The sequence below is a fragment of the Streptomyces sp. NPDC059524 genome (genome assembly GCF_042749255.1).
GTDB lineage: Bacteria > Actinomycetota > Actinomycetes > Streptomycetales > Streptomycetaceae > Streptomyces > Streptomyces xanthii.
Genome location: NZ_JBHYTK010000034.1, coordinates 6,632 through 17,387, shown reverse-complemented (window position 1 = coordinate 17,387; position 10,756 = coordinate 6,632). Strand labels below are relative to the sequence as shown.

Genomic DNA, 10,756 nt, shown 5'->3' with positions numbered 1-10,756 from the left:
GCCGCGGGTGAGGGCGTGCGGGGGGGAGCTGGGGGGTCGTTTGCGCGTGTGTGGGGGGGGGCCGGCCCCCCCCGCGGGCCCCCCCGCCGCAACCGGATTCACGGCCGCTCCCGGCGTGGTCACGCTCCGGCCGCCGGAGCGGTCCACGCCTGGGGCGGCACCGGCGGCTGCTGCTCGCGCTCCATGACACCGCGCCGCCGGATCTTGTTGAGGACGTAGACGTTGCCCAGGTGCATGGCGCCGAGGACGAGGAGCACCACGCCGAGCTTGGTCGACAGGGCCTCGAAGACCCCTCGGGCGTCGGCGATGGTCTCGTCGCCGCTCAGGTAGAGCGCGACGAACCCGAGGTTCACGAGGTAGAAGCCGACCACCAGCAAGTGGTTGACCGCCTCGGCGAGCTTCTCGTTCCCGTGCAGCACGTCGGCCAGGAAGATCCGGCCGTTGCGGCTGAGCGTGCGTGCCACCCAGATGGTCAGCCCGATGCTGATGACGAGGTAGACGACGTACGCGACGACTGTGAGGTCCATGCCCCACCCTCCTTGAACGCGTTCAAAAACGCTGACGTGCAGGACAGTAGACCTGTTTTTGAACACGTTCAAGCGGAGAGCGGCGTGCGTGACGCGGCTCTCAGTTCCCCGGTGGGGTGAGGGTCAGGAGGCGGTGAGCGGAAGGTTCAACTCCGGGCGAGCTCCGGTCGCTTGGCGTAGTCGGTGAACCCGATGACGTTCCCCCACGGGTCGGCGATCTCGACGACGTACCCGGTCGAGGTCGACAGCGGCGGCGCGAGCGGTTCGATGCCCGCCTCGCTCAGCGCCCGCGCCGTCGCCCGCGCGTCCCGCACCTCCAGCCACAGCCGCGCGGCGGGCCACGGCACCGGCCGGGGCCCGAACCCCTCCTCGGTGCGCAGCAGTAGCCCCGGCGTCTCCCCGCCCGCCCCGAGGAGGGCGATCCCGGCCTCGTCGAGGCGGAACGTCACGGGGAACCCGGCGCGCTCGTAGAAGGCGACGGCCTCGGGCAGATCGCCCACCGGCAGGAGGGCGTTGTCGAACCCGAGGACGCCCAGGCCGGACTTTCGGGAGGTGAGTGACATTCCGTCAGATTAGCGGGCGGATCCCCACGGACCGATCCGCGGCGCTCCGGTGACCGCGGTCATCAGGCAGTACAGGGAGGTCGACGCGGCGAGGAACATGATGTTGTTCTTCGGGCCGCCGAACACCACGTTCGCCACCGGCTCCGGTACCAGGAGCCGCCCCAGCAGCGTCCCGTCGGGGTCGTAGCAGTGCACGCCGCCGCCCATGGCCGCGGCCCACAGCCGGCCGCCGTCGTCGAAGCGGATGTTGTCGAAGCGGCCGAGCCCCTCCTTCGTCTCGGCGAACACCTTGCCGTCCGAGAGGGTCCCGTCGTCGCGCACGTCGAAGACGCGCAGGACGCCGGAGCGGGTGTCGGAGACGTACAACTCGCTCTCGTCGGCGGAGAAGACGAGCCCGTTCGGCGCCCCGAAGCAGTCGGCGACCAGCCGGACCTCGCCGCTGACGGGGTCGATCCGGTAGACGTTGTTCGCCCCGATCTCCGACTCGCCGCGATGGCCCTCGTAGTCGCTCGTGATCCCGAAGTCCGGGTCGGAGAACCAGATCGAGCCGTCCGAGCGCACCACCGCGTCGTTCGGGCTGTTGAGCCGCTTGCCCTCCCAGCGGTCCGCGAGCACGGTCAGGCTGCCGTCGTGCTCGGTGCGCGTCACGCGCCGGTTGCCCTGCTCGCAGTGGATCAGCCGACCCTCGCGGTCCAGGGTGTTGCAGTTGACGTAGCCGGCGGGGGAGCGGAAGACGCTCACGTGGCCGCTCTGCTCGTCCCAGCGCAGCAGCCGGTCGTTGGGGATGTCGCTCCACACCAGCTGGCGCCAGGCGGGCAGATAGACGGGCCCCTCGGCCCAACGGCTGCCGGTGTGCAGGACCTGCAGGAAGTCGTCCCCGTTGGCGCACCGTCCGGTGCGGAAGCGCTCGTCCAGGATTTCGTACGACACGGGAATGCGATCTATGGACACGATCATCCTCTACGGGTGCGATACCGAATGTCATCCTGTCGCACTGGACTATGCCAGAACGAGGTACGGTGACGCCATGGAGATCGTGGATGACATCGACCGCAAGCTGATCGCCGCGCTCCAGCGCGACGCGACGACCGCGTACGCGGCGCTCGGCAAGGAGGTCGGCCTGTCCACCGGCGCCGCCCACGAGCGCGTCCGCAAGCTGCGCGAGCGCGGTGTCGTGCGCCGCACCACCGTCGACGTGGACCCGGCGGCCCTCGGCCAGGGCGTGCTCGCCTACGTGATGGTCGAGTCCTCGGCGTGGATGGGCGATTCGGCGGACTCCTTCGCCGCGATCCCCGAGATCGTGGAGGCGCACATCATCGCGGGCAGCGCCTCGGTCCTCGTGAAGGTCCGCTCGGCGACGACCGAGCAGCTCCAGGACGTGCTGCGCCGCCTCTACGCGATCGACGGCGTGAGCGGCACCCAGGCGACGGTGGTCCTGGAGACCTTCTTCGAACGCCCGGTGCCGACCGGCACCGAAGGGCCGGGAAACGGCTGAGGGCCCCGCCCCGCCGGAGAATTCCGGGGGAGCGGGGCCCTCACAGCCCTGCGGGTGCCAGGATCAGTAGCGGCGCGTGATGAGCGCGCGCTTCACTTCCTGGATCGCCTTGGTGACCTCGATGCCACGCGGGCAGGCGTCCGTGCAGTTGAAGGTGGTGCGGCAACGCCACACACCGTCACGGTCGTTGAGGATCTCCAGGCGCTGCTCGCCGGCCTCGTCGCGCGAGTCGAAGATGAACCGGTGGGCGTTCACGATCGCGGCCGGACCGAAGTACTGGCCGTCGTTCCAGAACACCGGGCAGGACGACGTGCACGCGGCGCACAGGATGCACTTGGTGGTGTCGTCGAAACGCTCGCGGTCCTCGGCGGACTGCAGACGCTCACGCGTCGGCTCGTTCCCCTTCGTCACCAGGAACGGCATGACGTCCCGGTAGGCCTGGAAGAACGGCTCCATGTCGACCACGAGGTCCTTGAGCACGGTGAGGCCCTTGATGGCCTCGACCGTGATCGGCTTCTCGGGGTTGATGTCCTTGATGAGCGTCTTGCAGGCAAGGCGGTTCTTGCCGTTGATGCGCATCGCGTCGGAGCCGCAGATGCCGTGCGCGCACGAGCGGCGGAAGGTCAGCGTGCCGTCCAGGTCCCACTTGATCTTGTGGAGACCGTCGAGCACACGCTCCTTCGGGTCGATCTGGAGCTGGAAGTCCTCCCAGACCGCGTCCGCGGAGACCTCCGGGTTGTACCGGCGGATGCGGAAGGTGACCGTGATGAGGTGCGAGGACGTGGAGTCCTTCTCCAGGGCCTCCAGCTTGTCCATGGTCGGAGTAGCCATCAGTACTTACGCTCCATCGGCTGGTAGCGGGTCTGGACGACCGGCTTGTAGTCGAGACGGATGGACTCGGTGCCGTCGTCGCCGACCTCGCGGTACGCCATGGTGTGGCGCATGAAGTTGACGTCGTCGCGGTTCGGGAAGTCCTCGCGGTAGTGACCACCGCGGGACTCCTTGCGGGCCAGCGCGGAGGTCGCCATGACCTCGGCCAGGTCGAGCAGGTTGCCCAGCTCGATGGCCTCGAGCAGGTCGGTGTTGAACCGCTTGCCCTTGTCCTGGATCGCGACGTTCTTGTAGCGCTCGCGCAGCTCGGCGATCTTCTCGACCGCCGTCTTGATCGTCTGCTCGGTGCGGAACACCATCACGTTGGCGTCCATGCACTCCTGCAGCTCGTTGCGCAGGACGGCGACGCGCTCCGTGCCCGTGGAGTTGCGCAGGCGCTCGACCGTCTCCTCGACGAGCGAGGCCGGGTTCTCCGGCAGCTCGACGAAGTCGGCCTTGTGGGAGTACTCGGCGGCCGCGATGCCCGCACGACGCCCGAAGACGTTGATGTCGAGCAGCGAGTTGGTGCCGAGGCGGTTGGCGCCGTGCACGGAGACACAGGCGACCTCGCCGGCGGCGTACAGGCCCGGGACGACCGTGGTGTTGTCCGCCAGGACCTCACCCTCGACGTTCGTCGGGATGCCGCCCATGGCGTAGTGCGCGGTCGGCTGGATCGGGATCGGGTCCGTGTAGGGCTCGATGCCGAGGTACGTGCGCGCGAACTCCGTGATGTCCGGGAGCTTCGCGTCCAGCTGCTCCGGCGGGAGGTGCGTGAGGTCGAGGTAGACGTGGTCGCCCTCGGGACCGCAGCCGCGGCCCTCACGGATCTCCGTGTAGATGGAGCGGGACACGACGTCACGGGACGCGAGGTCCTTCATGACCGGCGCGTACTTCTCCATGAAGCGCTCGCCGTCCTTGTTGCGGAGGATGCCGCCCTCACCGCGGGCGCCCTCCGTCAGCAGGATGCCCATGCGCCAGATGCCGGTCGGGTGGAACTGGAAGAACTCCATGTCCTCCAGCGGCAGACCCCGGCGGTAGCAGGCGGCCTGGCCGTCACCGGTCAGGGTGTGCGCGTTGGACGTCACCTTGAAGAACTTGCCGGTGCCGCCGGAGGCGTAGATGACCGACTTCGCCTGGAAGACGTGGATCTCGCCGGTGGCCAGCTCGTAGGCGACCACACCGGCGGACTTCTTGACGCCGTCCTCCTCGACCAGGAGCTGGTCCAGGACGTAGAACTCGTTGAAGAACTCCACGCCCTCCTTGACGCAGTTCTGGTACAGCGTCTGGAGGATCATGTGGCCCGTGCGGTCCGCGGCGTAGCAGGACCGGCGGACCGGCGCCTCACCGTGGTTGCGGGAGTGACCGCCGAAGCGGCGCTGGTCGATCGTGCCGTCCGGGGTGCGGTTGAACGGCAGGCCCATCTTCTCCAGGTCGAGGACCGAGTCGATGGCCTCCTTCGCCAGGATCTCGGCGGCGTCCTGGTCGACCAGGTAGTCGCCGCCCTTGATCGTGTCGAAGGTGTGCCACTCCCAGTTGTCCTCCTCCACGTTGGCCAGCGCGGCGGCCATGCCGCCCTGCGCGGCGCCCGTGTGGGAGCGGGTGGGGTAGAGCTTGGTCAGCACGGCGGTGCGGCTGCGCTTGGTCGACTCGATGGCCGCGCGCATGCCGGCGCCGCCCGCGCCGACGATGACGGTGTCGTACTTGTGAATCTTCACGGGTTCGCTCGCCTCGGCTTAACGGATGTTGGGGTCGAAGGTGAAGATCACCAGCGTGCCCAGGAGGACGGTGAAGACCGTCGCGGCGTACAGCAGGCCCTTCAGCCACAGGCGGGTCTGGGGGCGCTCGGCGTAGTCGTTGATGACGGTACGCAGGCCGTTGGCGCCGTGCAGCATCGCGAGCCACAGCATCAGCAGGTCCCAGCCCTGCCAGAACGGGGACGCCCAGCGGCCCGCGACGAACGCGAAGCCGATCTTGGAGACGCCGCCGTCGAGGACGAGCTGGATCAGCAGGTGGCCGAGGACGAGGACGACCAGGACGACACCGGACAGGCGCATGAACAGCCACGCGGCCATCTCGAAGTTGCCGCGGCTGCCCTTGCCCGTCTTCGAGGTGCGCTTGCGCGGCGCCTCGATGTACGGGGCCGGGTTGTCGGCGTCGTAGAGCGAGGCGCCCTCGACGGGGCCGACGCCGGAGGTGGCGGGGGTCGTGTCAGCAGACATGTCTGGCCTCAGCTCCCGAAGAGTTCACGGACGGCGTGGCCGAGGACGGGGTACAGGGCCCCGACCATCAGGACGACCCAGATGCCCACGACGGTCCAGAGCATCTGCTTCTGGTAGCGCGGGCCCTTCGACCAGAAGTCGACGGCGATGACACGCAGGCCGTTGAGCGCGTGGAAGAGGATGGCGGCGACGAGGCCGTACTCGAGGAGTGCGACGATCGGCGTCTTGTAGGTGGAGACAACATCGTCGTACGACTCGGGGGAGACGCGGACGAGAGCGGTGTCCAGCACGTGTACGAACAGGAAGAAGAAGATGAGGACACCGGTGACTCGATGAGCCACCCACGACCACATGCCTTCCCGGCCGCGGTACAGCGTTCCAGCCGGCACGGAAGAACCCTCCGGGAGTGGGGACTGGGGCCGGCCGCCACGCGTAAGCCGATTGGATACAGCTCTGTCGGTCGGGCCCGGCCGGGTACGGTCCACCGGCCGCTCGACATCGTATCGACGACGTGGCGGCTCGTTCGCGCGGGGGCCCACTCGTGTGATCAAACAGGCAATCAAACAGGCACGTACGGGCTATTGCCGCACCGATCCGGGCAGATCGCGTCCGGTGCGGCTGTACGGGTGACCGGGAGGTTCCGGACGAGCCGGGTGATTCTTCCGCGGGCGAGCCGGCGGAGCTCCTCGGCGGCCAGCGCCCGCTCCTCCTCCGGCTCCTTGCCCATCCGGTCGCGCAGCGCGCTGAGCAGGTGGTCGAGGGCCTCGCCGGGCGCGGTGGCGTCGAGGAACAGCACGAAGGGGTGCCCGAAGCGGGCCTCGTACGCGGCGTGCGCGGCGGCCAGCGCGGTGTGCGCCGCGGAGTAGTCCGCCGCGTCCGGCGGCCGGGCCGGTTCCTCGCGGGCCAGGGCCTGGGCGATGTCGGCGGGCGCCAGGTCGTACGCCGCCTCGTCGGCCGCGGCGAGCAGCGCGTCGAGGTCCGGGTACGGGCGGTGCGCGGCGAGCCGGTGTGCCCAGGCGAGACTGCCGCAGCAGCGCATCAGGGCGGCTTCGGCGTGTCCCTGCGCAAGGGCGTTGAACTGGGTGAGGCCGCTGTGGCCCCCGCGAGGTGTGGCCTGAGCGGGTATGGGCAGGCGGCCCGGAACGGCGTCTGGGGCGGCGGACAGCGGGTGCCTCCGGCGGCTGTGCGGGTCTGAGTTCGGGCTGTTTTGGGTCGTAACCGTAGTCATGGGTGATTGCGGGTGTCCGACGGATGCGCGAATTTCACTCGGACGGGGAGGTTTGGGTGGCGGTCGGTGGATCGGGCGAGGGCCGTCGCGCGCCTTCTCGTCGTAGGGGAGATGATCGTTCGCGGGTGCGGGTTGTCTGTGGTTGCCGTGCAGTCCTCGCGCCCCTCTAGGGAGCGGTGGTGCGCGTGGGAATCGAGCGGAAGGCCCTTCTTGCCGGGGGCGCGGTCGTGGCGGCCGGGGCCGTGGTGCTGACCGTGGCGTTGTGGCCGGACGGCGGCGGGGATTCCGCCGGGCCCGCTCCGGCGGACTCGAAGTCGGCCAGAACGGTTGCCTCGAAGCCGTCACCCACGCGGTCGTACCCGCTGTCGAAGCCCCCGAGCACCATCCCCTCCGTGCGGGAGTTCACCGCCGCGCGCGGGCCGGGATGGAAGCCGGGCGGGGGATCGGTGCGGGTGCGGGACGCCTCGCTCGCCGACGAGGGGCGGCTCGTCGCCGATGAGCTGGGGCTGAAGTACGGCGGGCGGAAGGGGAAGGCGGGCGCCGGGGACGTCGAACTTGCGCTCGGCGGGGCGAAGGGCGCGAACCCGGAGTCGTACCGGATGACCGTCGAGGGCGGGACGGTGCGGATCGTCGGGCCGAGCGACGGCGGTGTCTTCCTCGGGACGCGCACGCTCAAGCAGGAGGTGCACGGCGGCGGCACCGCGCCCGAGGGCGTCGTCGCGGACGAGCCGGCCAAGCCGCAGCGCGGGTTCATGATCGACATCGCGCGCAAGCACTTCACCGCCGACTGGATCAAGGACCGGATCCGCGAGATCGGCGACCTCAAGTACAACCAGCTCGGGCTGCACTTCTCCGACGACCAGGCCTTCCGGATCGAGTCCGCCACGCACCCCGAGATCGTGTCCCCCCAGCACCTGACCAAGGCGGAGGTCCGCGACATCCTCGCGCTCGCGGCGCAGCGGCACGTGACCGTCGTGCCGGAGATCGACTCGCCGGGCCACCTCGGCGCGGTCATCGCCGCCCACCCCGACCTCCAGCTGCGCGACGCGGCCGGCGTTCCCACGCGGGGCGCCATCGACATCTCCGAGCCGGCCTCGGCGAAGATCGTGGACGATCTGCTGAAGGAGTTCGCGGGCCTGTTCAAGGGCGCGTACTGGCATCTGGGCGGCGACGAGTACCAGGCCCTGGTGAAGCAGAACCCCGAGGCGTCCTACCCTCAGCTGGCCACCGCCGCCCGCCAGAAGTACGGGGCGAACGCACGCGTGCAGGACCTCGCCGAGGGCTGGCTGAACGACCGGGCGAAGACGATGGCCCCGTTCGGCCGGAAGCTGAAGGCCTGGAACGACGGGTTCTTCACCGGCGGCATCGTCCGGGCCGACCAGGACCTGGAGGTCGCGTACTGGACCGGCAAGGAGATCGGTGCGCGCGAGCCCGTCTCCTATCTGAGCGCCGGACAGAAGCTGACCAACTACAACGACGAGTACCTCTACTACGTCCTCGGCCAGCCGAACACCTTCGTCTATCCGACCGGTCAGCGGATCTACGAGAGCTGGACCCCGCTCGTCGTGCGCGGCACCACCCCGGTCCCCGCGAAGTACGACGCCCAGATCCTCGGTGGCACCTTCGCCGTCTGGTGCGACCTCGCCGGGTCCCAGACGCCGGCCCAGGTCGCGCAGGGCATCCGCATGCCCCTGCGGGCCACCGTCCAGAAGCTGTGGGACCCGAAGAAGCCGGAGCTGACGTGGGCGCAGTTCACGGCCCTGGCGAACCGGCTGGGGAACTGACCACCGGGTTCTCCCTGGACGGCGCGGCCCGCGGAGCCCGGCCCGTCCCCTTCGCGCAGTTCGCGTTTTGGGTGGCGAACTGCCGTACGGCTGTGGTCTATTCGGCCCGAGTCACATGAACGGCACAGCCACTTGAACAGCACGGCGGGACGGGGGCACGGGGATGGGCTACTGGGGCTATTACGTGGTGGCCGGCAGCGATCGTCCGTTGCGGGAGCTGGCGGCGCTGGCGGGGGTGCGGGAGGAACTGACCCTGCTGGAGGAGCGGGTCGGCGGATGGCAGGTGTGGGAGTGCCCCGGCGGGGGCGACGGGGAGCAGGCCCGGGACGTGGGCAGCATGAACGCGCTGGCGGCGGAGACGGGTTCGCCCGCCCTGTTCGCCTACGTGATGGACAGCAGCTGCGCCGTCGTCGAGGCGGCCGCGCCGCGCAGCGGGGCATGGACCGCCTGCCTCGGCCGGGAGGCCATGACCCGGTACATCGGCGGTGACGAGCGCTCGCTCGAGGACTACTTCCTGCCGCCCGCGGACGCGGCCGAGCGGGCCGTCGCCTGGGCCGCCGAGTGCGGCCGCGACGTGGCCGCCCAGCCGCTGCTCGACGTGCTGCGGGCCCCGGCCGAGCCCTCCGCGGAGGAGCTGTTCTTCCGCTTCCTGGACCGGCTCGGCGTGGCCGCACTGTGACGTTCCGGGCAGGACCGGCGCAGTAAGTCCCGTAGTCCCCCGAAGGGGAATTGTCGGGTCCGCGTCTGGAGGCGTACGGCCATGAGCCTGGTGGAACTGATCGCGCAGGCCGACGAGCGAGGGCTCGCCGCGAGCGGGCTCGGCTGCCTCGACCGCTGCGTGCCGCTGCTCGGCGACGCCGAGGACGACGAGGCGCTGCGCCCGCTGTGGGCGAGCCTCGCCGAGGGCGGCACCGGCTGGGGCGAGACGCTCGCCGCGGCCCGCGGCCGGCTCGCGGACACCGTCGTCGACGGGGAGGCCGCCGAACTCGTCCGCCGGATGCTGGGCGCCGCCCCCGACGGCAGCGTGCCCGGCGACTGGCGCGGCTGGGCCGACGCCTGCTCGGTGGCCGCCCTCCAGGTGCACCGGATGCTCGACGCCGGGGGACCCGGCGACGGCGCCGACGACGGCGCGGCCGGGGTCCGCGAGGGCGACACCGCGGGCATGACGCCGCTCGTCGCCGCCGAACTGCGCCGCCAGACCAGGATCCTGGAGCTGCTCGCGAGCGGCGCCGGCGGGCTGCGGCAGGCCCGAGACCTGTCCACCGAGGGCCGCCGCGTGCTGCGCGCCGTCGTGTCCAGACGCGCCCGCGGCCGCGCCTGATGTACGAGGTCGGCGGCCCCTCACGCCGCGCCTGGGCCGCCGTCCTCGCGGTCGGTCTGCTCGTCGGCCTCGTCGTGGTGGACGCGCGGCGGGAACAGGAGCCGGTCGGCGCCCGGTTCGCCGCCGGAGCCGGGGACACCGCGCACCGCGCGGGCCCCCGCGGGTGCGGGACCGGTGGGCCGGGGCGGTCCGTGCCGCCGGAGCACCAGGACGGCGTCGACGCCCGTCTCGTGGTCACCTCGTACGGGTACACGAGCCGGATCCCGCACGGGCGGTCGCGCGAGCGGTTCCACGTCAGCGCGAGCCTGTACCCGGAGCGGCTGAGCGAGATCCGGCTGCCCGCCTCGTTCACCGCGGACAGCGCCGCCGTCGACGTCTACGGGCCGCATGGGAAGGGCCGGATCGCCACCGCCCGCGGGCTCGCCGTGCGGGTGCTCACCGGGATGAAGGAGCGGCCCGTCCCGCCGGGCGCGGACGGCACGTACCGCTTCGTGCGGGAGAGCGAGCACTACCTCGAGGTCGAGCTGCCGAAGCGGGCGCTGTGCCCCGGCCAGACCCTGGAGTCCCTGAACCAGCCCAGCGAGCAGGGCTCCAACGACGCCCTGGACTACCCGGTGCTGCGCCTCACCCTCACCGACCCGGCGCTCCCCGGCGGCCGTCTCGTCTGCGTGTCGCCCGACCTGAGCGGGGACGCGCGGCAGGTGTGAATCACGCCGGAGGGGCCGTGGGGGGGGGTGAGGGCCCCACGG

At 70.8% G+C, this 10,756-nt stretch carries 13 protein-coding genes; 5 read left to right on the top strand and 8 right to left on the bottom strand.

Annotation, left to right across the window (positions count from 1 at the left end; translation table 11 throughout):
• Positions 1-119: 119 nt before the first annotated feature.
• The 3 genes from ACFW9D_RS12755 to ACFW9D_RS12745 form a co-directional block, all read right to left on the bottom strand.
• Complete coding sequence (locus ACFW9D_RS12755; RefSeq protein WP_384621035.1) at positions 120-527, bottom strand: hypothetical protein; 408 nt, start codon at positions 525-527, stop codon at positions 120-122.
• 146 nt (positions 528-673) lie between these two features.
• Positions 674-1,090, bottom strand: a complete 417-nt coding sequence (locus ACFW9D_RS12750; protein ID WP_384621032.1) for a VOC family protein — start codon at positions 1,088-1,090, stop codon at positions 674-676.
• A gap of 9 nt (positions 1,091-1,099) precedes the next feature.
• On the bottom strand, positions 1,100-2,047 hold the full coding sequence (locus tag ACFW9D_RS12745) for an SMP-30/gluconolactonase/LRE family protein (protein WP_188337256.1): 948 nt from the start codon (positions 2,045-2,047) through the stop codon (positions 1,100-1,102).
• A gap of 79 nt (positions 2,048-2,126) precedes the next feature.
• Between ACFW9D_RS12745 and ACFW9D_RS12740 the strand changes: the two genes are divergently transcribed.
• Positions 2,127-2,585 carry an Lrp/AsnC family transcriptional regulator gene (locus ACFW9D_RS12740; protein WP_188341359.1) on the top strand — a complete coding sequence of 153 codons (459 nt, stop codon included), beginning with the start codon at positions 2,127-2,129 and terminating at the stop codon, positions 2,583-2,585.
• Between the two features lie 63 nt (positions 2,586-2,648).
• On the opposite strand, the gene ACFW9D_RS12735 is transcribed toward ACFW9D_RS12740, so the two are convergent.
• The 5 genes from ACFW9D_RS12735 to ACFW9D_RS12715 form a co-directional block, all read right to left on the bottom strand.
• Positions 2,649-3,416, bottom strand: a complete 768-nt coding sequence (locus ACFW9D_RS12735; RefSeq protein ID WP_188337255.1) for a succinate dehydrogenase iron-sulfur subunit — start codon at positions 3,414-3,416, stop codon at positions 2,649-2,651.
• Positions 3,416-5,170, bottom strand: coding sequence for a succinate dehydrogenase flavoprotein subunit (gene sdhA / locus ACFW9D_RS12730; protein WP_188337254.1), 1,755 nt, complete (start codon positions 5,168-5,170; stop codon positions 3,416-3,418). The genes ACFW9D_RS12735 and sdhA overlap by 1 nt, the downstream gene beginning before the upstream one ends.
• Before the next feature lie 18 nt (positions 5,171-5,188).
• Entirely contained in the window at positions 5,189-5,674 is a 486-nt protein-coding gene (locus ACFW9D_RS12725) for a succinate dehydrogenase hydrophobic membrane anchor subunit (protein WP_188337253.1), read from the bottom strand.
• An 8-nt stretch (positions 5,675-5,682) separates the two neighbouring features.
• Entirely contained in the window at positions 5,683-6,063 is a 381-nt protein-coding gene (sdhC, locus tag ACFW9D_RS12720) for a succinate dehydrogenase, cytochrome b556 subunit (RefSeq protein ID WP_100594758.1), read from the bottom strand.
• Positions 6,064-6,233: 170 nt separating this feature from the next.
• Positions 6,234-6,713: a 2-oxo-4-hydroxy-4-carboxy-5-ureidoimidazoline decarboxylase gene (locus ACFW9D_RS12715; protein ID WP_384621027.1), complete on the bottom strand. Its 480-nt coding sequence runs from the start codon at positions 6,711-6,713 to the stop codon at positions 6,234-6,236.
• 368 nt (positions 6,714-7,081) lie between these two features.
• Between ACFW9D_RS12715 and ACFW9D_RS12710 the strand changes: the two genes are divergently transcribed.
• From ACFW9D_RS12710 to ACFW9D_RS12695, 4 genes are all read left to right on the top strand, one after another.
• Positions 7,082-8,686, top strand: coding sequence for a glycoside hydrolase family 20 protein (locus ACFW9D_RS12710; protein WP_384621024.1), 1,605 nt, complete (start codon positions 7,082-7,084; stop codon positions 8,684-8,686).
• Positions 8,687-8,849: 163 nt separating this feature from the next.
• On the top strand, positions 8,850-9,365 hold the full coding sequence (locus ACFW9D_RS12705; RefSeq protein ID WP_384621022.1) for a hypothetical protein: 516 nt from the start codon (positions 8,850-8,852) through the stop codon (positions 9,363-9,365).
• A gap of 81 nt (positions 9,366-9,446) precedes the next feature.
• Positions 9,447-10,007 (top strand): hypothetical protein, encoded by a 561-nt coding sequence (locus ACFW9D_RS12700; protein WP_384621019.1) that lies wholly within the window; start codon positions 9,447-9,449, stop codon positions 10,005-10,007.
• Entirely contained in the window at positions 10,007-10,714 is a 708-nt protein-coding gene (locus ACFW9D_RS12695; protein ID WP_188337248.1) for a hypothetical protein, read from the top strand. The genes ACFW9D_RS12700 and ACFW9D_RS12695 overlap by 1 nt, the downstream gene beginning before the upstream one ends.
• The last annotated feature ends 42 nt before the right edge of the window (positions 10,715-10,756 follow it).

Excerpts from the sequence above, each read along its gene's own strand:
- ACFW9D_RS12750 (WP_384621032.1), bottom strand. The coding sequence starts at position 1,090 with ATGTCACTCACCTCCCGAAAGTCCGGCCTGGGCGTCCTCGGGTTCGAC.
- ACFW9D_RS12705 (WP_384621022.1), top strand. The coding sequence starts at position 8,850 with ATGGGCTACTGGGGCTATTACGTGGTGGCCGGCAGCGATCGTCCGTTG.
- ACFW9D_RS12715 (WP_384621027.1), bottom strand. The coding sequence starts at position 6,713 with ATGCGCTGCTGCGGCAGTCTCGCCTGGGCACACCGGCTCGCCGCGCAC.
- ACFW9D_RS12745 (WP_188337256.1), bottom strand. The coding sequence starts at position 2,047 with ATGATCGTGTCCATAGATCGCATTCCCGTGTCGTACGAAATCCTGGAC.
- ACFW9D_RS12725 (WP_188337253.1), bottom strand. The coding sequence starts at position 5,674 with ATGTCTGCTGACACGACCCCCGCCACCTCCGGCGTCGGCCCCGTCGAG.
- ACFW9D_RS12755 (WP_384621035.1), bottom strand. The coding sequence starts at position 527 with ATGGACCTCACAGTCGTCGCGTACGTCGTCTACCTCGTCATCAGCATC.
- ACFW9D_RS12700 (WP_384621019.1), top strand. The coding sequence starts at position 9,447 with ATGAGCCTGGTGGAACTGATCGCGCAGGCCGACGAGCGAGGGCTCGCC.
- ACFW9D_RS12695 (WP_188337248.1), top strand. The coding sequence starts at position 10,007 with ATGTACGAGGTCGGCGGCCCCTCACGCCGCGCCTGGGCCGCCGTCCTC.
- ACFW9D_RS12735 (WP_188337255.1), bottom strand. The coding sequence starts at position 3,416 with ATGGCTACTCCGACCATGGACAAGCTGGAGGCCCTGGAGAAGGACTCC.